The organism is Aequorivita marisscotiae (assembly GCF_029814825.1).
GTDB lineage: Bacteria > Bacteroidota > Bacteroidia > Flavobacteriales > Flavobacteriaceae > Aequorivita > Aequorivita marisscotiae.
On the sequence record NZ_CP122379.1, the window covers coordinates 3,223,167 to 3,246,627 of the forward strand.

The following is a 23,461-nucleotide window of genomic DNA, read 5'->3' on the forward strand; positions in this document are numbered from 1 at the left end:
AAACTTCGGTTTCCATATTGAAGTGCAAAATCGTAATTATTTTGGAAGCAGTGTACAAAAATAAATCTAAATGCTTATTTATTTAGAATATGTCTTTTTAATATTATTTCTAAATCTTTCTCCGAAAACCAAATCTATGTTTTTATCCTGTGAGAAACCATTAACAAAGAACAGACATCCGCAAATAGCGGACACGATGAATTTATTCATTGTTTAAAATTTTAGGTTTAATCTTAATGTATAGTAGAATCCCTATCATAAAGACAGGTGCGCTTAAACGATTAACCTAAAGATGGTGGGCCTCGGGAGTCGAGGGATGAGAGGTAAGAATTGAATTAATTGTTGGGTGGACGATAAATTGGCGGTTTGCTGTTTTGCTTATCATCAATTACATAAAAGCCTTGAAAATCAGTAGTAGGTTTACGATGTTATAAGAGTGTAACTAGGTTGTTTCTTATTACGACATATAACATTGGTTGAAAGACCTACCATATTTCAACTAATTGGCTTTTGATTGAAGCATTTAACCAACATTTTATATAGGTCAGGATGCTTCTTTTTAAGCAAGTCCGGACGTTCAAAGAAATACTCTGATGCAACGGCAAAGAATTCAGCTTGATTGGTACCTCCATGTTTTCTGATATCGGAATGATTATCATTTATCGATTCCATTTCTCTATGGATTAAGTTAAGCCAAGGTATAGCATATTTATGTTCTAATAATCGCTCTGGCACGCCGTCTGTCTGGTCATCTATTTTATCAATAAGATGAACAAATTCGTGTATGCCAGTATTACTTTTATCGGTTGTGTTTTGAAAACCGTGGTACAATGCTTTTTTAGATAAAATCATTTGCTTCTCAAAACGTCCATTCCCAACTATTCCACCAATATTTCTTGAGTTATCTTTACTACTAAATTGCATATCCTCATTAAAATTATCTGGATACAAAAGGATACCGCTTAAATTGGTGTAATGCCATTCTTTAAAACCAAAAACAGGGATTACTGCGCTTGCCGCAATTAAAATCTTGTCCAATTCTTCCAATTCAAACTGCACACCATCTATATAAACCTCACTTAAAAATTGCATCATTTTTTGTTGAAAAATAAGCTGCTTATTTTTAGAGAGATTTCTATAAAACAGAACATTATCCATCAATAATCTGTGCCAATCCTCTGGAAATGACTTTACACTATGGCGTTTCGCTTTTCTGTAAAAATGAACAGCAAAGAGAATAACCACAACTGAAATTAAAATATAAGCCATATTAAAAGGAAAGTATTAATCTACAGATTCAGCTTTAAAGCCAACTTTTTGCAAGGTAGCCTTTACATCTTCTTCGGTTACACCATCACTTTCAATGGTTAGGATTTTATCAGGATTAGCGGTATCCACTTCCCAACTTTCTACACCTTCTTGTTTGTTTAAAAAAGGCGTTACTTTTGATACGCAACCACCACAATTGATATTTGTTTTAAATTTTAAAGTTTTCATTGTATTTGAATTTATAATTAATATTAAAGTTTTACTCGTTTGAGCCTTAAGCTATTTAGAACTACAGATACGCTACTGAAAGCCATTGCCATTCCTGCAATCATTGGGTCCAATAAAAATCCATTTACTGGATACAAAACGCCTGCTGCAATAGGAATACCAATGAGATTATAAATGAATGCCCAAAATAAATTCTGACGTATGCCCAACACCGTTCTTTTCGATAGTTCCAAAGCTTTGGGAATAGATTGCAAATCTGACGTTATCAATGTCATTTTTGCAACGTCCATTGCAATGTCCGAGCCTTTACCCATTGCGATACTTACATTGGCCTGCGCCAAAGCGTGGGAATCGTTTATGCCATCACCAACCATCGCTACTATCTTTCCTTCTGCTTGTAATTTTTCAACAAAAGCAGCTTTGTCCGAAGGCATCACTTCTCCTTGGTAATTTGTTGTTATTCCTACTTGTTTTGCGACAGCAGATGCGGTTTTATTGTTATCTCCAGTAAGCATATAGACCTCAATGCCTCGTTCTTGAAGTGTTGCTATGGCCATTTTTGAAGTTTCCTTAATCTTGTCTGCAATGGCGAGTATCGCCAGCACTTGTTTTTCATTGCCAAAGAAAATGACGGTTTTCGCTTGCTCTTCGAGACTTTCTGCTGTTTGCATCAAGGAAGCATCGATTTGAATATTTTTCTCAAGCATTAGTTTATGGTTTCCAACATAGTATGGTGAACCATTTTCTGTTTGAGCTTTCACACCTTTTCCTGTAATACTTTCAAAAGAAGCAATTTCAGCTTTTTCAATATTTTCATCTTTTAAGTGATTGACTACAGCTTCCGCCAAAGGGTGTTCTGATTGTGCTTCAATAGCTAGAAGAACTTTTTTGTATTCGTTGATATCTTCGAGTTTATCCTTCCAAAATATATCAGTTACTAAAGGTTTTCCTTCTGTAATTGTACCTGTTTTATCAAGAATGACAGCATTCACTTTATGACCGAGTTCTAAACTTTCGGCATCCTTTATAAGGATATTATTTTCTGCGCCTTTACCAATTCCCACCATAATGGCGGTAGGTGTTGCCAATCCCAAAGCACAAGGACAGGCGATTACCAATACTGCTACAGAGGTCAATAAGGCTTGTGAAAAGGCATTATCGCCTCCTAAAGACATCCAGACAATGAAGGTTACAATGGAAATACCCAATACCACAGGAACGAAAATACCGGCAATCTTATCGACCAGTTTTTGAACGGGTGCCTTACTCCCTTGCGCTTGCTGAACCATTTTAATGATTTGGGAAAGCAGGGTTTCTCCACCTACTTTTTCAGCGGTAAATTGAAAACTTCCTTTTTGATTAACGGTACCAGCGAATACCTTTTCCCCTTGGGATTTCTGAACTGGAACGGGTTCTCCAGTAATCATACTTTCATCTACATATGAGCTTCCCTTGGAAACTTCGCCATCCACGGGAATCTTTTCTCCGGGACGCACCAAAATGGTCTGACCTACTTGAACAGACGAAATAGGAATTTCCTTTTCTTCACCATTCTCAATAATTTTCAACGTTTTAGGCTGTAGTCCCATTAATTTTTTAATGGCTGAAGATGTATTTGATTTTGCCTTTTCTTCCAATAGTTTCCCCAAGGAAATAAAGGTGATAATCACGGTAGCCGCTTCGTAATATACGTGAGGCTCGATGCCACGACTTAACCAAAATTCAGGAAAAAAGGTATTGAATACACTAAAGAGGAAGGCGATTCCGGTACTCAACGCCACCAAGGTATCCATATTTGCTTTACCGTGTTTGGCCTGCTTGAAGGCATTGATGAAAAAACTGCGCCCAAACCAAAAAAGAATTGGAAAGGCCAATACCAATGAAATCCATTTGCCTGGTTCCCATTGCATATAGAACATTCCCAACACAAAAATGGGTAGCGTAAGTATCGCCGACCAGATGGTTCGGTTTTTTATGTCCTGATAATGCTTTTGCTGAAGTTCTTGCTGTACTTCCGAAGGGTCTTCGGCATCAATTATAATATCGTAACCGACCTCACGAAGCGCGTTTTGAAGTTGATTTGGACTCAACTCCTTGTCATATTCCACAAGAACGGAACTATTGGCAAAATTAACACTTGCATCAAACACACCTTCTGTGTGTTTTAATACAGATTCAACACTCGCTGCACAAGAGGCACAGGTCATTCCCGTAACTGGAAATGATTCTTTCACACCCTGTTTATGATTCTTCTTTTTGGTTTCAAATATGTTGATTGTCTCCATAAATCCGTTCTTATTTGTATGTTACAAATTTCAGGATTAAAAGACTGTAATGTGTTACGTTATATGCTGAATGATTTGTAGAATTTACTTTTCACGAATTATTACTACCAATTGGATAAGTCGTTTTTAATTTATCTTTTATCACCGCAATGGATACGTGTCTATCAGTCTCTACTATTTGTAATCAAATACCCTTTTGATTGAATGACCTTTTTTATCTCATCGACATTCGTTTTAGTGGTATCAAATTCTATAATTGAAGTCCCTTCTTCAAAAGACGTAGATACATTTGTAACCCCGTCAATTTTGTTTACCGAATGGTTGATGTTTTCTTCACAACCCGAGCATACCATCCCTTCAATATTCAACTTTACAGTTTGAATATCGGTATTGTTTGTTGCAACAATTCCTACTTTCTCCGTTGAATGAAATATTTGTGGATAATAAGAAACCAATGTCATTACAACAACAAACACTGTAACCAACCACAAATAGAATTTCGACTTAAAAAATGATGGCTTAGCCATATCACAGTTACCACAATCGTCCACCTTCTTTTTTTTATAAACCTGATAAAAGGCCAGTCCCAATGACAAAAATGCTATAACCAACAGATAAGGTTTCAAGGCAATAAGCCAAGAAAAATAGACAGAACTTCCACTAATACCAGCTACACTTGTAAGTAGCAAAGGACCCCAGCAGCATAGTTTAAGGGAAACTGCTGAAAATACAGCAGTCCCCATAGATGTTTTTTTGTTCCATTTAGTAATTGCCATACCTAACAACTTCCTATTCCCGCGTTTACCAAATCCTCTTTTGTGATTTCGATGTTGGTGCAGCAATTCAGTAGTTTTCCGTCCACAGCAATGGCGGGAACTCTTGTAACCCCATATTCCTTCATTTTTGAAACACAGATTTTACTTTCGCATTGCTCGGACAGATTATGAAGTGTGATTTCGCAGTCCTTTCCTGCTGTCTCCTTTACTAATTGTACCACAGGCTCGCATACCGGGCAACCTGCTGTAAAAATCTCAATTTGTCGTTTCATCTTATGTTATGTTTAAATTAATAATGGAACAAAGATGAGAACGTTAGGTAGGGGGTCACCAAACTTTTTTTAACCTTTTTTTTCGTTGTAGTTTTTTAATCGAGTTTCAATGGCTTGAATTTCTTTTAACTTGTTAGTTAAATCGGATAATTCTAAGTTTGGGAATTCACTTTTTAAATATTCAATTTTATCTTCATTGCCACAATTGCCTGGGCAAGAGTCCACGGCCTTTACAATTCCAATAGCAAGTGCTTTTCGATAGACTTCATCCAGCAGTAAGTAATGTGCTTTTTGAATCCCCTTATCAATGGATTTGAACTGTATGTTTATTTGTTCGGGGTCCTTTCCTTCATCAAGCATTTTAACAATGCCGTTTAATTGACCACTCAAAGTTTTTAATCTGGATTTAATATCCAAGATTAAATCAGTAGGTAATTTGTACTGTTCTCCTTTCATAACTCAAACTTAACTCGCGCAGCAACTTAATTTGGAAACATCTTTCCCAAAGGTAATCGCTGCCAGTTTAACAGATTCTCCTAAAGTTAAATATGGATAAAAGCTTTCTGCTAAATCTTTTACAGTGATTCCAAATTTAATAGCCATACTCAATTGTTGTATCAGTTCACCACCTTCAGGTGCAACTACTCTTGCGCCTATTAATTTATCGGTTTCAGTGTTGCGTATCAGTTTTATGAACCCTCTGGTATCTTGAGCTGCCAAGGCTCTTGGAACGTGAATTAAATCAAGTTTACTGACTTCAAAAGGAATTTCCTTTTTTTCTGCTTCAATTTCATCTATACCTGCTCCTGCGATTTGAGGGTCTGTAAATACTACCCAAGGCAATGATGAATAATCAATACTTGTTTTTGTTGATGAAAACGCATTGTTCACTGCTGTACTACCTTCGGTTGCTGCTGTATAAACAAATGCCGGTGTAATGGTGACATCTCCTGCTGCATAAATATTGGAAATATTGGTTTCCATTTTTTCATTTACAATAATATGGCCGCTTTCTGTTAACTTTAGGCCGATATTCTCAAGCCCTAATTTAGAGGTGTTAGGCTTCGTCCCTGTAGCCACCACAATATGTCCTTTTTCAACAATTTGAGTTGTGGAACCATCAGGACAATTACAATGTATAATTGTATTGTCTCCATCCTTTTCAAATTTAAAGGCTCTAAAGTTTGGTAAAACCTCAATACCTTCACTCTTCATTTGAGTTTCCAACACGTCTGTGATGTCTTTGGTTTGACTGCGTAAAGGTCTGTCGGTAAATTCAATGATACGTACTTTTACACCCAATCTGTTGTAAGCCATCGCTATTTCCAAACCAATATAACCTGCGCCCATAATGGTCAGGCTTTCAGGTTTTTCTTCTAAATCGAACAAGGTCACATTGGTTAAATAACCAACCTCATTCAGTCCTTCAATATTTGGGATATTGGTAGTTGCTCCTGTTGCTATAATGATGTTAGCTGCTGTGTATGTATCTTTTCCATTTACAAGAATGGTTTTATTATCTACAAATTCTGCCCAACCTTTAAGCATTGTTAAGTTTTTGAAATCACTTACCACATCCATATATTTATGTTGTTGTAGTGTGGAAACTAATGCTTTCTTGTCTTTTATAATTTGAGTAAAATCAATGTCTGCTCCTTTAGGTTTTATACCCTTAAAATTGGAATGCGTAGCGAGACGTACCGTTTCGGCAGCCCGAATAAGGTTTTTAGACGGTACACAACCCACATTTACGCAAGTGCCACCAAAATCTAATCCTGCATTTACCATAAGTGTTGTGAGCCCTAAACCTTCAGCTTTAATGGCTGCTGAAAATGCAGCTGAACCACCACCAATAATTATTAAATCGAATTGATTTTGGCCTTTGGAATTTACAGCGGAAACCTCTTCCTCGTCGACATTATTTACAACCGAATAATCACCAACGCTGTTTATAGCATCTATTACATTTGCCTTACTCATCTTATCAGCATCAAAATTAAATTCGCCTTTTCCGGTTTCGTGGTTAACTGTGGAACTTAAAACTCCTTCAGTTGCGTTCATATCCTTTTCGATATGTGTTGCACAACCTTTACAGGTCATACCCTCGATTTCCAATGTAATGGTTTCTCTATTTTGAGGCATTTTGATTTTCATTTTAGCTGTATTTTTCATTGAAATCGGTACTGTTTACTTATTAAAAATTAGACCTTCCCTTTAATTACTTCGGCCTTAAACCCTTTCTTTTCTATGATAAGCTTTAAGGCTTTGATACTTGTTTTTGAACCATCAAACTCAATAACAGCAATATCTCCTGGATATTCAACTGAATGTTCCAAAACACCATCTACTTCTTTTAATGCATTGTAAATCGAATTGGAACAACCAGCACAAGTAATGCCTGTAATTTTAAATTTCACGGTGGTTGCATTTTGTTTCATTGAAGCTACTTCCACAACTTGATTTATAACCTCCTTGCTTTGCGATTTGGCCTGAACAGAAAACAGCATTAAAGCTAAAATAGGTACTATCGATAGTTTTGTCATAATGGGTAATTTTGCGTTTATTTATCTTTTATAACCTTGTATCCTGTTGAATTAATTGCCTTTTCAATAGCTACTTTAGAGATTTTAGACTTATCAAACTCTACGACGGTACTTCCCTTTTCATACGAAGGGTTACATTTATAATCCCGTCCAATTCATTTACAGCGTGTTTTATGCTTTCTTCACAGCCAGCACAAGTCATTCCTTGAACAGTAAAGTTTACAGTTTGAATATTTGATTGGTTTACAATGACCACTTCTTTTTTATTATCCGGATAAAAAATGGATGAATAATATGGAAATGCCAGCATTATAATTGCAAATACAGTTACAATTCCTAAAAACTTTTTTGATTGTATAAATTTTGGTTTTTCGTCTGTTTCACATTCGCAGTCAATTTCTTTTTGAGGTTTTAGTTTTTGATACCAAGCAAAGCCGAGCACTAAAATTGTTAGCCCGATTAGATAAGGTCTAAAAGGCTCAAGCCAAGAAAATGTTGAGGCAATTCCACTTGTTCCCGCGATTAAAGCCAAAACGGGTGTAATACAACATAATGAAGCTGTAATAGCAGCAAGTAAACCTGCACCAATTAATTTGTTCTCACGTTTCATATCGTTTCTAAAACTTTGTTTTTATCGAGTATTTCAAAAAACGGATTTAATAATGTTGAATATTCAGGGGTTAGTGAGTAAAAAATCGTTTGAGCATCTCTTTCGGTTTCCAATAAATTTCTGTCCTTCATTTTTCTCAAATGTTGAGAGATAGCAGAAATATTCATTTCGAGAATATCACTTAAGTCGCAAACGCAAAGTCGTTTCTCCTCAAAGAGTAGGTAAAGAATTTTTAGCCGAACATTATTTCCGACTAAAGAAAGTCCATTTGCCAAATAGTCAAACGATTCATTTAATTCTGAAACTGTCTTTTTACAACGGTTTATCTGTTCAATATCTGCCTGTTGTCTAATGCAAGAATTATTTTTCATAAGGCAAAGTTACAATTATTTCTTATTTAAGCAATTACTTAAATACAAAAAAGAATGATATGTAAATTTTGATCATTATGTTCCTTTTGTTTTGATTTGTGTTTTTGTAAAAACTTAAAGTGCCAAAATGTGCATCTGTTTTTTTTTGCTTGCAGGTAAAGGTATTAGTGGCTTAACAGTTAATTATCTTTTAAAACTACAAAACAGAAAATTCTGTGTGGTATTAGATGGTGTTAAGTGGTCCTCTGTTATACATTGAATTTTGTCAAATCCTTTTTTTAATTCCGATGTTAATTCCTCTTCATTGTATTGTTTTATTTCAAGTCCGCTACATTTTTTTGGTCCGTTTTGTGAAAAGGTTCCTATTATTAAATAACCTCTTACAAATATTGTCGCTATGTTAGTATATTTTTTAATCTGGTCATCTGTTGTAAGAAAATGAAAAGTTGCTCTGTCGTGCCAAACATCGAAAGATGTATCTGGTTCAAATTCGGTAATGTCGCTTACAATCCAATTTACTTTACTTGCCTTTTCTCCCAGTCTTTTTTTAGCTTTCGCAATTGCTTTTTCTGAAATATCAAGTACAGTAATATTATTATACCCTTCTTCAAGTAAATAGTCAACAAGCTTACTGTCGCCACCACCAATGTCTATAATTTTTGCATCCTTATTTAGTTTGAACGAATGTATAATCTTCAGCGAAATTTTTGGTATCTCTTGTGTCCAACTTACTTGGTCTGGATTTTTAGTTTCGTAAACTGTTTCCCAATGTTTCTTTCTGTCCAATTTCATTTTGATATCTAAATTCGGTTCATTGGTAAATCAATATATCATCTATTGATTTAAATATCCCTTTAATAGTGGTAAACACACCTTAAATCTCATCCAAGGATTTTCGGTTTTTGTCCACGGACTTCTTAAACTGCGTAGGTGTCATTCCGGTTGCTTTTTTGAATTGATTGCTTAAATATGCAACGCTACTATAATGTAGTTGAAAAGCTATTTCACTTAAGGTTAGTTCATCGTAAACTATGAGTTCTTTTATACGTTCAATTTTTTGGTTGATGATATATTGCTCAAACGTGATGCTTTCTACTGACGAGAATAGGGAACTTAAATATTTGTAATCCAAATTAAGTTCACCACTTATAATATCTGCCCATTTTAAATCGGTTTCGTCGTTGGAATGATGTATTTTCTCAACAACCAAAGTTTTCATTTGCTCAATAAGTTGACTTTTACGGTCGTCAATCAAACTGAAACCTGAATTTTGAAGGGCTTCGGAAAGCTCTTTTTTGGTGTTTGCATTTAATGTTGACACTAATTTAACTTCTCCCAATTTAATAGAAGCATAGGATATTTCAAGTTGTTTTAAAATATTGGATACTGCCGAGATACATCTTGGGCAGACCATATTTTTAATATAGATAATCTCTCTCATATAATACTTGTCTTTAAAACAAGGTTAACCCAGATTTGTGTAGAGAATAGTAAACAGCAGCTATCGCAGCAATTACAAAAATCAATACTATCACAACAAAAGCTATAATTTTATCTTTTTTTGTGATATTACTTTTAGGTTGATGCTTCTTCCTTTCATTTTTTCGTCTATTTCTTCTGCTTTCACTCATTATCGTTCGCCATTATAAAACCAAGATTATTTTTTGGCCTTATGTAGATTACTTGATTAATCCGTAATTCGTTTTATTTTAAAGTTGCTTTTACCTCTCCACAGGTTAACATAGCCTCTCCATAATATGGATTTCGCACTTCTTCTTCCAAACTTATCCAATAGGCACCTTTATTGTTATTGGCCATTGGGCAAAACTGGATATATACATTTTGGTTGACCCCAAAAAGCTGTACACCACTTATCATATGTGCCGAAAGATGCTTGAAATGCCCTCTTTGTGCTGCTATGTCTGAACTGTTCTCAATAGCATTTGCAGATGATTTTAGTTCCTTTTGAATGGTCATCCAATGGTTATGCGCCTTTTTATCAGATAATAACTTCATATCCACTTTTTTCAAGGACTGGTTGATTTGTTCTCCTGCTTGTTGAGCACCCTTGGTATCATCGTTTACCAATGCATCCTTTAAAAGAATATAATCATCAAAAACCTGTTCTAACTGATTCTGAAATTTGTTTGAAACCCTAATTCTTTCCTTCATTTGAGAATGATTGGTTACATCCATATTTTCTCCAGAACCATCTTCTTGCATTCCCAAATGTCCTTCGTGTCCTGTCATAGTTTTACCTCCTTCTTGATTCATCATTGATTTTTTACCTTGAAGCTGTGCCGCGGCATCTACTGTAAACGTGCCGTTAGTTACCACTTCATCTCCATTTTTTAAACCTTCAAGAACGGTATAACTATCGCCAGTGGCATTGCCCAATAAAACTTCTTTCATCTCAAAAACAGCTTTATTAGGGTCTGTTTTGACATAGACCACAGAACGTTCGCCCGTCCACATAACAGCCGTTGACGGTACAGAAACGGTGTTCTCTGTGCTCGTTCGAGCACCCTCGATTTTTCCTTCCACAAACATTCCCGGCTTAAAGAGGTCTTTTTTATTTTGTAAAACAGCTCTCACAACCACCGTTCTTGTAGCAGAGTTTAATAAGGGGGCAATAAACGAGACCTTGGCGTCAAACACTTCATTTCTATAGGCATTGGTGGTTACTTTAATGGTTTGTCCTTCTTTTAAGGACGCAATTTGGTTTTCGTAAGCATCAAATTCTGCCCATACTGTATTGAGATTGGCAATTTTGTATAAGGGTTGTCCTTGTTTTACATAGTCACCTTCTTCTACCATTTTCTGTGTTACCGTTCCTGATACGGTTGCGTACACAGGAAAGTTTTCTTGTACTTTCCCAGAGTTTTCTATGGCGTTGATTTGCTTTTCTGAAAGTTTCCAAAGTTTGAGCTTGTTTCTAACAGCTTTATATAATTCTGGTTGCGATTCTTTCAAGGATGAAGCGGTAAGCAGTTCTTGTTGTGCCGCAACTAATTCTGGCGAATAAATAGTTGCCAAGCGTTGTCCTGCGCCAACACGTTCTCCTGTTGAATTAACGTATAGTTTTTCAATTCTTCCTCCAAAATATGTGACCTGTACGGCATTTGACTCTTCATTTGCTTTTATCTTTCCAGATAATTTTAGGGAATTATTTCCTATTTGTCCTTGTCCCACAAGTGACGTTTGAATATTGGCTAGAGCCATTGCGTTATCGGTCATTTTGATTTCATTGGCATTGAGGCCATCGGCACCCGATTCAGCTGGAATTAAATCCATTCCACATATTGGGCAGTCGCCAGGTTCTGGTTGCATAATCTGTGGGTGCATAGAACAGGTCCACATTTGATTAGTAGCAATTTCTTCTGAATGTTCGTGATTGTCTTTAGCACTATTTGTTGCCTTATCAGTAGAATCTCCACCGAACAGTAGAAAGCCACCTAGAAGGCCAACAATCAAGGCAATACCTATATAAATGATGTTTTTTTTCATTGTCTTTGTTTTTATTTGTTATTTTCTAATCGTTTAATCATTGCTTTCATTTCTGCAATTTCCTTTTCTTGTGCTTTAATTATATCATCTGCTAATTTCTTCACTTCCGGGTCTTGTATATCCGCTCGCTTACTGGTTAAAATGGCGATAGAGTGATGCGGAATCATAGCTTTCATATAGAGCACATCGCCAATAATTGGGGCCTGTGCCCTCACAAGGCCTAACGCGCCACCAAATAGAACAATACTTCCAAGAACAATTGCTATATTTTTCTTTTTGTTTTGGTACATATTACGCATTGTTACAAACATAATAATGGCCATAGCGGCAATACCCAAACAGCTCATATAAAATCGGGTAAGACTAAAATAGACGTGGTCAATTTCATAAGAGTTTAAGTACATTGTAACGTACATTGCTATGAAGGATGCCACGAGCATACCTACAAATTTTGTGTAGTTGTTTTTCTTTGAATTTTGATTTGAATTTTCCATTTTATGTTGGTTTTAGTGTTACTTATTTTCGTTTCTTTTTAACCAATTTTCTAATTGTGGGCGACGATATGTACCAAAGTAAGAACCCACTTAATACTGTAATTAACCCTAACAATGAAAACGCCCGCAGGATTATGGTATTAAAGTTGTCCCTGCCTTGATAGTCCATAGTGTGGTTCATCCACAAAAAATCGAACCAGCGCCAGTTTCTATGACGAACGGTCTGAAATGCACCATTTTCTATGGCGACATAAGCCTTCAAGTTTTGTGGGGTTTTATATGAAATCTCATAGGCTGGTAATGGACGACCACGGTATTCGTGATGTGCATCTACTTTCTCAATTCGTTTTATACCCCTTATTTCCAAATCGGGCAGCATATATCTATTGGCTACCTGTTTTGCTTCAGCTTTAGTAATACCATTTTTTTCATTTCCCGTTTTAGCACTAAATAAATTAGCTTCGTTAATCCAATAGTACGGCTCATTGGCTATTTCCAATAATTTTAGTGTTTGGATTGGTTCTTCACTCGCTAATTGCTCAGTCCCCAATAGGTTGGAAAAAGCAGTTTGCCGTGGCTTTTCTTTTTTGAACTGGTCGCCGTGTATTTCATCAATGTCCGTCCAGCTAAAATACATTCCGCTGATAGTCCACATCAAGAACTGAATGCCGAGGAATATACCCAAGTATCGGTGCGCTTTTCGAATCCATTTTGCTGTCTTTCTGTTGACCATACTTTCTATAATTTAATTCACAAAATATTTGACAATTATTCCACCTACCAACCAGACGTAACAGATATAGGCAACATACTTTAAAATCTTTTCAAGCAATGGGCTTTTAGGTGCCATCCCGCTCATCGTACTTTCAACACCCTTATTTTTAAAGAACCCTAAATAGTTGTTTGTAAAACCCTGTGTTTTCAGATTTTTTTCTTGTTGTCATTAACCATTTTAATTTAAGCTCTTAACTAAATAATTGAAGTGCCAATGCACCACCAACTATTAATATTAGGATTGTATATACTATATAATTGAGCCATTTTTTAACCACAGATTTACCTATTATTTGTTGGCAACCGTTCTTGCAACATTCTTTCATTGTTATAAATTCTTTTCTTTATTGTTATTTGCAAAACCATATAAATAATACTTGAAGATGAGAGGTAAACTTTAATGAACCAACCAAATTTTTACCCCTCAAAATCAAGCATCTTCACTAAACTTCTTTTCTGCGAAATTTTAATTTGCCCGACCTAGGAAGAGAGACGCTATATTTAGGGATTTAATCTCTCTCCCAGTTCAGGCTGCTATTAACCAAATCAACTTCTCTTTTTCAAAAGTTCATTGTGCCTGACTTGGGAAGGAACTAACACTAATCATCAACATTGTTTTCCTTCCCACGACAGGACTTTACAACTATTCAGGTAACCCTGTCATCTCCTAAGCTACTGTTAACTAATAAACCAGTATATTTAAAAGAGTATTAAAGGCAGGGGATTATTTATTGAATAGTTTTTTGCACTTTTCCACATTTAAGCATTCTGCTACCGTAATATGGGTTTTTTACTTCTTTGCTGGTACTCAACCACGCACTACCTTTATCGTACATTGGGCAAAATTGTTGGTAAAGCGTGTTTTTTGTTCCCGTAATAGCTACCAAATCTGTTATGTCCTTACTTAAGGTCTTAAAATGTTCGCGCTGGTGGTCTATGGCACTTTCAGAAATATGCTCGGCGTGCTCTACGGCATCATCTATAATATCTTCTAATTCTTCTTGATTTTCTTTTGAATAACTGTCCGTATCAAAAGCTTTAAGAGAAACTACCAATTTAGACCCAGCTTGGGCTGCTTTTTTGGTGTCATCTGCAACCAAAGCATTTTTTAAATTAAAGTAATCACTTAAAATTGTTTCTGTTTTTGCATCATTTTTCATAGTTGTCATTTTACTATGATCCATTTTCATATCTTCGTGATCGTGGTTCATTTTTTTCTTTTCCTGTGCGTTGGTAAAAGAAACTGCTAACAATAGCACTGCTGCTATACTCATTCTTAAATTTTTCATTTTTATTATATTTAATTATAGTTTATAAATTGTCTTTTAATTGTGTCATAAAATTAATTACCTCTTTCGCTTCCTCTTCTGAAAAGGCTGCCTCTTTATGTATCAAAGTGTAAGAATCCAAAGGCATTTCGCCAGCTTCAATCTGTTTGACAATAGACCTTAATTTACTGGCTTTTCGTCGGTTAGACAAGGAATCCCATTTACTGAAGTTAAGCTCGGCCTTTCCTTCTTTGATATGGTCTTCCAAAAACCAAGCAACGGGTTGAATTTTATTGTACCAAGGGTATTGCGTATTATTACTGTGGCAATCATAGCAGGAAACCTGTAACTTATTTTGAATGTTCTCCGGAACATTGTTAACCAACATAAAATCAGTTTCGGGTACCGTATCACTTTGATTTCGTGTTGTGGGAATAAATTGAATTCCCACAAACGCCACCAATAGTATTATTGCTATGATTTTTACAATCCTCATTAGTTAATCTCTTTTTGTACCTTCCCGCAATTCAACATTTGACTTCCGTAATAGGGATTCTTAATGTCTTTGCTCAAACTCAGCCAAGCACTACCGCCATCGTACATTGGGCAAAACTGTTGGTAAAGGGTGTTTTCAGTTCCTGTAATTGCAACCATATCAGATACATCCTTGCTCAATATTTTAAAATGCTCTCGCTGATGATCTATATCACTTTCCGAGATATGTTCTGCGTGCTCTACGGCATCTTCTATAATATCTTTTAATTCGGCTTTTTGAGTGTCGGAAAAATTTGATGAAACATCAAAATTCCCTAAAGTTGTTGCCAGAGTTGCACCAAGTGTTTTTGCTTTAGCATTATCATCTGCAACCAACGCATTTTTAAGATTAAAGTAGTCCTTTAATACAGCTTGTGAATTACCATCGCCACTCATTGCCATTTCCTTCTTATCTCCATCGTGGTGTTCATCACTATTATCGTGATTCATTTTTGAATGGTCTTCATCAGCACTCATTTCAGAATGGTTCCCATCTGCATTATTTTGTTCATTTTTGTTGTCTTTGCAAGACATTGCTGTTAAGGTTATAAATGCTATTGCAACTATACCTAATGTTGATTTTAATTTGCTCATTTTGTTTTAATTTATGTTTGTGTTTATTTGTATTACTTTTTGAAATGTATTTTATAGTTTTTCAATTACGTTTTCTAGCATTGCAGTTATTTCATTGGCAACCTCATTCAACTTCTCATTCTCCACTGCCTGCATCGATGCCATTGGGTTTACTGCTGCTACTTCAATGGTGCCTGCTTCAATTTCCTGAACTATGACATTGCAAGGCAACATCGTTCCAATTTTATCTTCTGCTTGCAAAGCTTTGTGAGCATAGGGAGGATTGCAAGCCCCTAGAATCCTATACTTTTTAAAGTCTATATCCAGTTTTTTCTTTAGTGTTTCTGTTACATCAATTTCTGTGAGTATGCCAAAACCTTCTTCCTTTAATCCTTGTGTCACTTTCTCTATGACCTCTTCGAAGGTTCCATTGATTGTTTTATTAAAATAATAGTTCATCTTTTTTTAATTTTTAGTTGTTTAAAATCTTGCTAATAGTCCACCACCCAATCCATATCGGTTATTGTAGTTAGCTTGGATTGAAAAATTGCGCGAAAGAATGTATGCAACCCCTACCAACCATTGTGTTTCGCTTTCAAATGATTTATTATTCTCTAAATCATTGACCCATCCAAAATCTGCTCTGTATTCGTATTCGCCTTCCAAAAAAATTCTTGGAAAAATCAATAATTCTCTGTCCAAACGTATTCTTGGGCGTAGCTGATGGTCCATACTCACATCTACATTAAATCTATAAGGCGTAAAATACTTTACACCAACCAATCCTACGGTATTAAATGTATCGTAAGAATCTGGTGTTGACGTTTCGGTATTTACTCCTGCATAAACACGTACCCAATCGTTCAGATACCTATTATAACTTATTTCGGCTTCAAGATTTTGGTCGTAATCGAACTCTGTTCTCAAACCAAATTCATTTCGGATATTGCTCGACGTTAAAAAGAGTTCATTAAAATTTGAACCTGCACGAGCCAATCCCCACGAATAATAATGGTCTGTCTCATCAATAAGTTTCTGAACTGGATAATCTTTCATTCTATCATCCCTTGGGGTATCGTAACTAAACACTCTTGCCATACCACCCATCATATGATACAATATGTGGCAATGAAAAAACCAGTCGCCATATTCTTCGTTATAAAACTCAATAACAACTTTTTGCATCGGTGGCACGTTTACGGTATGTTTTAGCGGTGAACGTTCTCCATATTCGTTAATTACCCTAAAGTAATGCCCGTGTAAATGCATTGGATGGTGCATCATAGTCAAATTGTTTAAGGTAATTCTTGTAACCTCACCACCATTAATCTTGATTTTATCGGTTTCTGATAATGGAACCCCATTCATACTCCATACATAGCGATTCATATTACCTGTTAGGTTAAGCAACACTTCATTTACTGGTAAATCTGCCTTAAATTCAGTTTTTTCTTTTGCCTCTAAAAAATCATAGTTGAAGTATGTCTTTCGCTCCTCATAATCAAAAGAAGTAGAATCCTTCTGCATCATTGGCATATTGTGCATATGACCTTCCATTTTATTTGATGCTCCATTATGGCTCATTGACATCGAGTCTTTTTTCATTCCCATTGTATCATCCATCTTCATATCCATTTGGTCATTCATTTTGCCATCTTTCATCGACATCTTATCGTTCCCCATTTTCATCTCGCCGTCCTTCATATTCATCTTCATTCCGTACTTCTGCATTAAAACTTCGGGTGTATTCTTCTTCTTGTTTCCAACCATTGCAGGTGCTCCCATTTTCATATCCATTTTAGCCATTTGCTTCATCATCGCTACCTTATCAGGTCTATCAATTCTTTTGGCTGGGTAAAGAGTGCCATTACCTAACTGTATAGAGGTATGACCTGAACCATCTTGAGCGGTTGCGGTAATTTCAATAGTTCCTTCTGGAATAGTTACAATTACATCATACGTTTCGGCTATGCCAAAGAGAAATCTGCTTTTGGAAACGGGTTGCACGTCAACACCATCACTGGAAACCAACATTGGGTTACCTCCGCCAAAGTCCATCCAATAATAGGTAGAAGCCGATGCGTTAATGAAGCGAAGCCTTACTTTTTCGCCAGCCGTAAATTCTGGATACTCTGCCAGTTTTTTACCGTTGGACAAAAATGCGGGATAATAAATGTCTGCAATATCAGCCCCTTCCATACGGTCTCTCCAAAATTTAAGTTGAGCACCAAAGGCACCTTCTGAAATGACCCTACTTAATGGCACTGCTGTGCCTTTTTTAACTTGATACCACTCGTTACCTCTTTTAAGGTTTCGTAATACATTCATTGGTTTTTCATTGGTCCAATCTGATAATACCACGACTAAATCTTTATCATATTCCAAGGTTTTCTCTTTTGGATGAATGATAATAGACCCATAAACACCTTTTTGTTCTTGTAGCATTGTGTGGGAATGGTACCAATATGTTCCCGATTGGTTGATTGGAATCCTGTATTGGAAAGTTGTTCCTTGCTCAATGGGCGGAGTAGTTAAATAGGGAACACCATCGTAAAAATTAGGCAATATCAATCCGTGCCAATGCACCGAGGTTTCTTCATCCATTTTATTGGTCACATTAATAATGGCAAGGTCTCCTATATTAAATTCCAAAACGGGTCCTGGAATATCACCATTGATAGTCATTGCATTAGCAGTAACACCACCAAGCGTCATTTTATTTTCTTCAATGGTAAGGTTATACTCTTTAATAGGTCGTCCTTCTTCTTTTCTATCTTGTCCGTTGGTTCCTACTTGTGCAACACTTTCAAATGAAACGAGAAGTACAAATAGTATTGTTATCTTTCTAATCATAATTCTTTATTTTAGTGTTCAAAAGCCAATTTGGCCTAGTTCAATTTTTTATCTTGTTAAATAATTTATTAAAGCATATTCTGTAAAATACTCTTTAATGGAATCGATTAAATTGATTTGAAACTTTAACTGCAATTCCTGTACATCTAACACATCATTAAAATCTATAGTTCCAGTTTCGTAGTTTTTAATAAGAATTTCCTCGGCATCAATGGCCTGTTTCAAATTATCGGTTTGTACATTGAACTTAATTCTTGTCGCATTTCTATTATAAAGCCCTTGCGCCAAAAGTGTTTCTAACTTATTCAACCTATCCTCTTTTTGAAATTTTATTTCTAGTTGTTTCAACTCATTTTGTCTTGTCACAGACTTATATTTATTATTAAAAATGGGAATAGAAATAGAAAGCATAGGCATAACCATATCTTTAAAAGAGCTAGTTATCATTGGACTATTTTCTTGGTTAATATACTGCACTCCAAACCCTACCATAGGACCACTTTCCTTTTGGTTTAACAGCTCTGACTGCTCAACAGATTCATATAACTTATCATATTTAATAAGTTCCGGGTTTATTTGAAGGTTCTCATTTAAAACCAGAGGGTCAACGTCCGGAATCATCATTTCTTCCACAACATCCACCGACATATTTTCTTCACGATTCAAAAGGTTATTGAACAGCGTCTGTTCTGCCTGAAAACCCTGTTCTAGCACTTCCTTTTGTTGAACTAATTCGTTTTGCCTTATTTGAAGGCGAAGTACATCAACAGCTGATGCTTTACCAACTTCCAATGAAGTTAATGCTAGGCGTTCATAGGTTTGTAAAAGTTCAATGTTCTCATCCAGAATAAGCTGTTTTGCACGTATGGCATAAAGTTTATAATATGACTGGGATACTGACAATGAAAGTTTTCTTTTCGCAATTGCTATATCAACATATTGCGCTTCTGCTATAGATGATGCATAATTTTCCCTTGCTGAAATGGTCCCGAACCACGGTAACATTTGCATTACAGAGGCACTAAATTGCTCCATAGGCATATCCATTTCAGGAGCTATAGCCATAACGCCAAAATTAAATTCAGTATTTGGTAAGCTGTTAACTTCATTTACTTTTTCTTCGGCGATATTGTACCGCAATTCAAAAGCTTGGATTTCTGGATTGTTCTTTTCAGCTTCCTGAATATAGGATGCTAAATCTTGTGCATTTACTTCCGCGAAAGCGAAAAAAACAAGTGCTATTAAAATTATATATCTCATTTTGTAGCTCGTTTTAATTGAAATTCTTCTTTCCAGCTAAATAAAACTGGCACAACAAATAGGGTTACAAGTGCAATTAACATCCCACCAAAAGAAGGAATAGCCATTGGAATCATTATATCACTCCCTCGACCTGTTGATGTTAATACAGGCAACAAAGCAAGAATAGTTGTCGCCGTTGTCATTAAACACGGACGGATACGTTTTTCTCCTGCCTCAACTACGGATGCCCTAATGCTTTTTCTATCTTTAGGTTTGTTTTTGTCAAAGGTTTGCGTAAGGTAGGTAGCCATTACTACGCCATCATCGGTAGCAATACCGAATAGAGCAATAAAACCAACCCATACAGCGACACTTAAATTAATGGTGTGCATTTGAAAGAGGTCTCGTAAATTTTCTCCGAAAAAGCTGAAGTTTAAGAACCAATCTTGGCCGTAGAACCATATCATTAAAAAACCTCCCGCAAAGGCGACAGCAATTCCAGTAAAGACCATTAATGACGTTCCAACAGAACGGAACTGGAAATATAGGATTAGAAAAATAATAGCCAAAGCCAGAGGTACTACCACGCTCAATGTTTTTTCTGCTCGTAACTGATTTTCATACGTTCCCGTAAATTGATAATTGATACCCTTTGGAACGGTCAATTCGCCATTGTCAATTTTTTCTTGAATAAGGGCTTGGGCATTTTCCACCACATCTACTTCGGCGAAACCATCTAATTTATCAAAAAGTACATAGCCAACTAAAAAAGTATCCTCACTTTTAATGACCTGCGGCCCTTGTTCGTATCTTATAGTAGCCAACTCACTTAACGGAACCGGACTCCCTTTTTCTACTGGAACATAAATGTCTTTTAAGTCATTTGGATTTGCACGTAATTCTCTGGGATAGCGCACACGAATGCCGTAGCGTTCTCTTCCTTCTACCGTTTGCGAGAGCACCATACCACCTACAGAGACCTGGATAACTTGCTGTACCTGTTCTATGGTTATACCATAGCGCGCAAGTCGTTCTCTGTCAATATCAATAAGTAGGTAGGGTTTCCCCACAATACGGTCGGCAAAGACCGCTTCTTCTTTTACGCCTTCGGCCTGTTTTAAGATATCTTCCAATTGTACCCCAAACGCCTCAATTTCTTTTAAATCCTGTCCTTTCACCTTAATTCCCATAGGTGCTCGCATACCAGTCTGTAGCATCACCAAGCGTGTTTCTATGGGTTGTAGCTTTGGTGCTGAAGTAACACCTGGAAGCTTTGTAACCCTTACGATTTCTTTCCAAATATCGTCTGGCGATTCAATTTCAGGTCGCCAATTTCTAAAGTACTCTCCATCGTCATCTGGAATGAGCTGTGAACTTGTCACAGAGAATGGGTCTGTAATTTTTGAGGCTTTATAGTCATCATCTTCTACTTCAATTTTGCTATTAGGGTTGGTTACTAAACTGCCATCCTTTAAAACAAATAAGCCGTCTTCGTTTACCTTAAAGCGTTGTCTTTTGCGATTTTCATTTAAAATATATTCAGATTTATATTGAATAACATTCTCATACATCGATAACGGTGCAGGGTCTAATGCTGATTCTGTACGCCCAGATTTACCGACTACGGTTTCAATTTCTGGAATGCTCGCAACGGCCATATCGAGTTGCTGTAGGACGCGTTTATTTTCCTCCACACCTGCGTGTGGCATTGAAGTGGGCATTAACAGGAATGAACCCTCATTGAGTGAAGGCATAAACTCTTTACCAGTATTACGCATAATCATCACTCCAAAAATTACAATGGCAGTTGGTATCGAAAGAAATAACAGCTTATTGCGCAATGCCCAATTTAAAATTCGAACATAATAATTTCTAAAAAGTGTAAATACACCCAAAAGACCAAAACAGATAAGACCAACGAAGATTAAGTTTATAAGGATACTTCTATCTACTCCCAGTGGTCTCCAATATTCCGCCAATAGGAATATGATAGCAAAAGCCGAAACAAATATATTGATGATGTTGGCGCGTTTTGACGTAATCTTTTCCTTTAGTGAAAGGAAGCCAACAACGCCAAATGCAACTAATATTAATCCAAGCGGATAGCCTAAAATTAAAGATAAAACGCCAAAAACAATCAATGCTCCATTTAGCATATAACTAAAAGAAGTTTTTAAATTTCTCTTTTTAAATAAATAGGCCGCAAATGGTGGAATTAAAAATAGGGCAACAATAAGAGATGCGGTGAGTGCTGCCGTTTTTGTAAATGCCAATGGCCTAAACAATTTCCCTTCTGCACCAATCATAGTAAATACAGGAATGAAACTAATAATAGTGGTCATTACTGCCGTTAAGATGGCGCCAGAAACTTCGGCAGTCGCATTATAAACTACCGTATTCATAGGTAGCTTTTCTTCATTTTCATCAATATGCCGCAAGACATTTTCCGAAAGGATAACGCCCACATCGACCATAGTTCCAATAGCAATTGCAATACCAGATAAGGCGACAATATTTGCATCTACATTGAACAGTTTCATAGAAATAAAGACCATCAAAACCGCAACAGGCAATAATCCGGAAATCAATACGGAAGCCCTTAAATTGAAGACCATTATGATAATCACAAAAATGGTTATCAATATCTCTAAAGTTAGCGCTTCATCAAGTGTGCCCAAGGTTTCTTGGATTAGTTCTGTTCTGTCATAAAAGGGTACGATGGTTAATTGCGAAGTCCTCCCATCGCTTAATGTTTTTGATGGAAGCCCAGAACTTAACTCGTTTATTTTTTCTTTAACATTGTTGATGACTTCCATAGGATTGGCCCCATAACGAGCCACTACAACACCACCAACAACCTCGGCTCCTTCCTTGTCCAATAAGCCTCTTCTTGTAGCAGGACCGTGTGTTACTTTCGCAATATCCTTTATACGGATGGATGTAAAATCTTTTGAAGTAACTACCGCGTTTTCTAAATCAGATAGTTTCTTAATATAACCCAATCCTCTTATAAGGTATTCAGCTTGGTTGATTTCAAGCGTTTGTGCACCAACATCTTTGTTGCTTTGTTTTACTGCTTTTACAACCTCACTCAAGCCTATGTTGTATTGCCGCATTAATTCGGGATTAACATCCACTTGATATTCCAAAACATATCCGCCGATGGAAGCCACTTCGGAAACACCACTCGCCGAAGACAGTGCGTATTTTACGTAGAAATCCTGAATGCTTCGTAATTCCTGTAAATCCCATCCACCTGTAACATTACCATCTTTATCACGTCCCTCAAGGGTGTACCAATATATTTGCCCTAATCCTGTGGCATCGGGACCTAGAGCTGGATTAACGCCTTCTGGTAGAAGTCCGGCTGGTAATGAGTTTAATTTTTCAAGTATTCGGCTTCTGCTCCAATAAAATTCAATATCTTCTTCGAAAATGATATAAATGCTCGAAAACCCGAACATAGATGAACTACGTATTGTTTTAACCCCTGGAATACCAAGAAGCGATGTGGTTAGAGGATAAGTAATTTGATCCTCAATATCTTGAGGGGAACGACCATCCCATTTAGTAAATACAATTTGTTGGTTTTCGCCAATATCTGGTATGGCATCTACGGCAACAGGGTCTCGAGGAAGTGAGCCTGTATTCCATTCAAACGGGGCGTTTACGACTCCCCAAGCAATAAAAAGTGCAAGTAGTAGAACGGCTACTAGCTTGTTCTCGATTAAAAATTTGATGCTTTTATTCAGCATTACAATGATTATTAAACAGTTATACATCGAATAATATCTTGATAAAATCAAAACATTAAACACAAGAAATTGAGCCCAAAATAGTATTGACCATAGGGCTAATTATT

Annotated in this window: 21 protein-coding genes and 1 pseudogene; all 22 read right to left on the reverse strand. The window is 36.4% G+C overall.

Annotated features, from left to right (window positions below):
- Positions 1-495: 495 nt before the first annotated feature.
- Positions 496-1,269 (reverse strand): M90 family metallopeptidase, encoded by a 774-nt coding sequence (locus QCQ61_RS14380; protein WP_279448345.1) that lies wholly within the window; start codon positions 1,267-1,269, stop codon positions 496-498.
- A gap of 15 nt (positions 1,270-1,284) precedes the next feature.
- The gene (locus tag QCQ61_RS14385; RefSeq protein ID WP_279448346.1) at positions 1,285-1,497 is read right to left on the reverse strand and encodes a heavy-metal-associated domain-containing protein; all 213 of its coding nucleotides are present in this window, start codon (positions 1,495-1,497) and stop codon (positions 1,285-1,287) included.
- Between the two features lie 23 nt (positions 1,498-1,520).
- Complete coding sequence (locus QCQ61_RS14390) at positions 1,521-3,782, reverse strand: heavy metal translocating P-type ATPase (RefSeq protein ID WP_279448347.1); 2,262 nt, start codon at positions 3,780-3,782, stop codon at positions 1,521-1,523.
- A 164-nt stretch (positions 3,783-3,946) separates the two neighbouring features.
- Positions 3,947-4,525 (reverse strand): mercuric transport protein MerTP, encoded by a 579-nt coding sequence (gene merTP / locus QCQ61_RS14395; protein ID WP_240462945.1) that lies wholly within the window; start codon positions 4,523-4,525, stop codon positions 3,947-3,949.
- A 35-nt stretch (positions 4,526-4,560) separates the two neighbouring features.
- Positions 4,561-4,830, reverse strand: coding sequence for a thioredoxin family protein (locus QCQ61_RS14400; protein WP_008992791.1), 270 nt, complete (start codon positions 4,828-4,830; stop codon positions 4,561-4,563).
- Between the two features lie 69 nt (positions 4,831-4,899).
- The gene (locus tag QCQ61_RS14405; protein WP_127137394.1) at positions 4,900-5,286 is read right to left on the reverse strand and encodes a metal-sensing transcriptional repressor; all 387 of its coding nucleotides are present in this window, start codon (positions 5,284-5,286) and stop codon (positions 4,900-4,902) included.
- A 9-nt stretch (positions 5,287-5,295) separates the two neighbouring features.
- The gene (gene merA, locus QCQ61_RS14410; protein ID WP_431605793.1) at positions 5,296-6,984 is read right to left on the reverse strand and encodes a mercury(II) reductase; all 1,689 of its coding nucleotides are present in this window, start codon (positions 6,982-6,984) and stop codon (positions 5,296-5,298) included.
- Positions 6,985-7,031: 47 nt separating this feature from the next.
- On the reverse strand, positions 7,032-7,373 hold the full coding sequence (locus QCQ61_RS14415; protein WP_279448349.1) for a heavy-metal-associated domain-containing protein: 342 nt from the start codon (positions 7,371-7,373) through the stop codon (positions 7,032-7,034).
- Between the two features lie 17 nt (positions 7,374-7,390).
- Positions 7,391-7,983: pseudogene (gene merTP, locus QCQ61_RS14420) on the reverse strand (mercuric transport protein MerTP).
- On the reverse strand, positions 7,980-8,354 hold the full coding sequence (locus QCQ61_RS14425; RefSeq protein WP_008992796.1) for an ArsR/SmtB family transcription factor: 375 nt from the start codon (positions 8,352-8,354) through the stop codon (positions 7,980-7,982). Before QCQ61_RS14425 ends, merTP (QCQ61_RS14420) begins: the two are co-directional and overlap by 4 nt.
- Before the next feature lie 183 nt (positions 8,355-8,537).
- Positions 8,538-9,146: a class I SAM-dependent methyltransferase gene (locus QCQ61_RS14430; RefSeq protein ID WP_279448350.1), complete on the reverse strand. Its 609-nt coding sequence runs from the start codon at positions 9,144-9,146 to the stop codon at positions 8,538-8,540.
- 82 nt (positions 9,147-9,228) lie between these two features.
- Positions 9,229-9,795 (reverse strand): helix-turn-helix domain-containing protein, encoded by a 567-nt coding sequence (locus tag QCQ61_RS14435; protein WP_279448351.1) that lies wholly within the window; start codon positions 9,793-9,795, stop codon positions 9,229-9,231.
- A 263-nt stretch (positions 9,796-10,058) separates the two neighbouring features.
- Positions 10,059-11,861, reverse strand: coding sequence for an efflux RND transporter periplasmic adaptor subunit (locus tag QCQ61_RS14440; protein WP_008616461.1), 1,803 nt, complete (start codon positions 11,859-11,861; stop codon positions 10,059-10,061).
- Positions 11,862-11,872: 11 nt separating this feature from the next.
- Positions 11,873-12,355 (reverse strand): DUF305 domain-containing protein, encoded by a 483-nt coding sequence (locus QCQ61_RS14445; RefSeq protein WP_008992801.1) that lies wholly within the window; start codon positions 12,353-12,355, stop codon positions 11,873-11,875.
- A gap of 22 nt (positions 12,356-12,377) precedes the next feature.
- Entirely contained in the window at positions 12,378-13,088 is a 711-nt protein-coding gene (locus QCQ61_RS14450) for a PepSY domain-containing protein (protein WP_008616453.1), read from the reverse strand.
- 769 nt (positions 13,089-13,857) lie between these two features.
- Positions 13,858-14,418: a DUF3347 domain-containing protein gene (locus QCQ61_RS14460; RefSeq protein WP_279448353.1), complete on the reverse strand. Its 561-nt coding sequence runs from the start codon at positions 14,416-14,418 to the stop codon at positions 13,858-13,860.
- A gap of 22 nt (positions 14,419-14,440) precedes the next feature.
- The gene (locus QCQ61_RS14465; RefSeq protein ID WP_027884428.1) at positions 14,441-14,893 is read right to left on the reverse strand and encodes a heme-binding domain-containing protein; all 453 of its coding nucleotides are present in this window, start codon (positions 14,891-14,893) and stop codon (positions 14,441-14,443) included.
- Positions 14,893-15,525, reverse strand: a complete 633-nt coding sequence (locus tag QCQ61_RS14470; protein WP_008616448.1) for a DUF3347 domain-containing protein — start codon at positions 15,523-15,525, stop codon at positions 14,893-14,895. Before QCQ61_RS14470 ends, QCQ61_RS14465 begins: the two co-directional genes overlap by 1 nt.
- A 51-nt stretch (positions 15,526-15,576) precedes the next feature.
- Positions 15,577-15,963 (reverse strand): DUF302 domain-containing protein, encoded by a 387-nt coding sequence (locus QCQ61_RS14475; protein ID WP_008616446.1) that lies wholly within the window; start codon positions 15,961-15,963, stop codon positions 15,577-15,579.
- Positions 15,964-15,984: 21 nt separating this feature from the next.
- Positions 15,985-18,357 (reverse strand): multicopper oxidase domain-containing protein, encoded by a 2,373-nt coding sequence (locus QCQ61_RS14480; protein ID WP_279448354.1) that lies wholly within the window; start codon positions 18,355-18,357, stop codon positions 15,985-15,987.
- A gap of 48 nt (positions 18,358-18,405) precedes the next feature.
- Complete coding sequence (locus QCQ61_RS14485; RefSeq protein ID WP_279448355.1) at positions 18,406-19,617, reverse strand: TolC family protein; 1,212 nt, start codon at positions 19,615-19,617, stop codon at positions 18,406-18,408.
- The gene (locus tag QCQ61_RS14490) at positions 19,614-23,354 is read right to left on the reverse strand and encodes an efflux RND transporter permease subunit (protein ID WP_279448356.1); all 3,741 of its coding nucleotides are present in this window, start codon (positions 23,352-23,354) and stop codon (positions 19,614-19,616) included. The genes QCQ61_RS14485 and QCQ61_RS14490 overlap by 4 nt, the downstream gene beginning before the upstream one ends.
- Between the last annotated feature and the right edge of the window lie 107 nt (positions 23,355-23,461).

What these genes read in the sequence shown, in the direction of transcription:
- QCQ61_RS14380 (WP_279448345.1), bottom strand. Translation starts at nt 1,269, where the DNA reads ATGGCTTATATTTTAATTTCAGTTGTGGTTATTCTCTTTGCTGTTCAT.
- QCQ61_RS14385 (WP_279448346.1), bottom strand. Translation starts at nt 1,497, where the DNA reads ATGAAAACTTTAAAATTTAAAACAAATATCAATTGTGGTGGTTGCGTA.
- QCQ61_RS14390 (WP_279448347.1), bottom strand. Translation starts at nt 3,782, where the DNA reads ATGGAGACAATCAACATATTTGAAACCAAAAAGAAGAATCATAAACAG.
- merTP (WP_240462945.1), bottom strand. Translation starts at nt 4,525, where the DNA reads ATGGGGACTGCTGTATTTTCAGCAGTTTCCCTTAAACTATGCTGCTGG.
- QCQ61_RS14400 (WP_008992791.1), bottom strand. Translation starts at nt 4,830, where the DNA reads ATGAAACGACAAATTGAGATTTTTACAGCAGGTTGCCCGGTATGCGAG.
- QCQ61_RS14405 (WP_127137394.1), bottom strand. Translation starts at nt 5,286, where the DNA reads ATGAAAGGAGAACAGTACAAATTACCTACTGATTTAATCTTGGATATT.
- merA (WP_431605793.1), bottom strand. Translation starts at nt 6,984, where the DNA reads ATGAAAATCAAAATGCCTCAAAATAGAGAAACCATTACATTGGAAATC.
- QCQ61_RS14415 (WP_279448349.1), bottom strand. Translation starts at nt 7,373, where the DNA reads ATGACAAAACTATCGATAGTACCTATTTTAGCTTTAATGCTGTTTTCT.
- QCQ61_RS14425 (WP_008992796.1), bottom strand. Translation starts at nt 8,354, where the DNA reads ATGAAAAATAATTCTTGCATTAGACAACAGGCAGATATTGAACAGATA.
- QCQ61_RS14430 (WP_279448350.1), bottom strand. Translation starts at nt 9,146, where the DNA reads ATGAAATTGGACAGAAAGAAACATTGGGAAACAGTTTACGAAACTAAA.
- QCQ61_RS14435 (WP_279448351.1), bottom strand. Translation starts at nt 9,795, where the DNA reads ATGAGAGAGATTATCTATATTAAAAATATGGTCTGCCCAAGATGTATC.
- QCQ61_RS14440 (WP_008616461.1), bottom strand. Translation starts at nt 11,861, where the DNA reads ATGAAAAAAAACATCATTTATATAGGTATTGCCTTGATTGTTGGCCTT.
- QCQ61_RS14445 (WP_008992801.1), bottom strand. Translation starts at nt 12,355, where the DNA reads ATGGAAAATTCAAATCAAAATTCAAAGAAAAACAACTACACAAAATTT.
- QCQ61_RS14450 (WP_008616453.1), bottom strand. Translation starts at nt 13,088, where the DNA reads ATGGTCAACAGAAAGACAGCAAAATGGATTCGAAAAGCGCACCGATAC.
- QCQ61_RS14460 (WP_279448353.1), bottom strand. Translation starts at nt 14,418, where the DNA reads ATGAAAAATTTAAGAATGAGTATAGCAGCAGTGCTATTGTTAGCAGTT.
- QCQ61_RS14465 (WP_027884428.1), bottom strand. Translation starts at nt 14,893, where the DNA reads ATGAGGATTGTAAAAATCATAGCAATAATACTATTGGTGGCGTTTGTG.
- QCQ61_RS14470 (WP_008616448.1), bottom strand. Translation starts at nt 15,525, where the DNA reads ATGAGCAAATTAAAATCAACATTAGGTATAGTTGCAATAGCATTTATA.
- QCQ61_RS14475 (WP_008616446.1), bottom strand. Translation starts at nt 15,963, where the DNA reads ATGAACTATTATTTTAATAAAACAATCAATGGAACCTTCGAAGAGGTC.
- QCQ61_RS14480 (WP_279448354.1), bottom strand. Translation starts at nt 18,357, where the DNA reads ATGATTAGAAAGATAACAATACTATTTGTACTTCTCGTTTCATTTGAA.
- QCQ61_RS14485 (WP_279448355.1), bottom strand. Translation starts at nt 19,617, where the DNA reads ATGAGATATATAATTTTAATAGCACTTGTTTTTTTCGCTTTCGCGGAA.
- QCQ61_RS14490 (WP_279448356.1), bottom strand. Translation starts at nt 23,354, where the DNA reads ATGCTGAATAAAAGCATCAAATTTTTAATCGAGAACAAGCTAGTAGCC.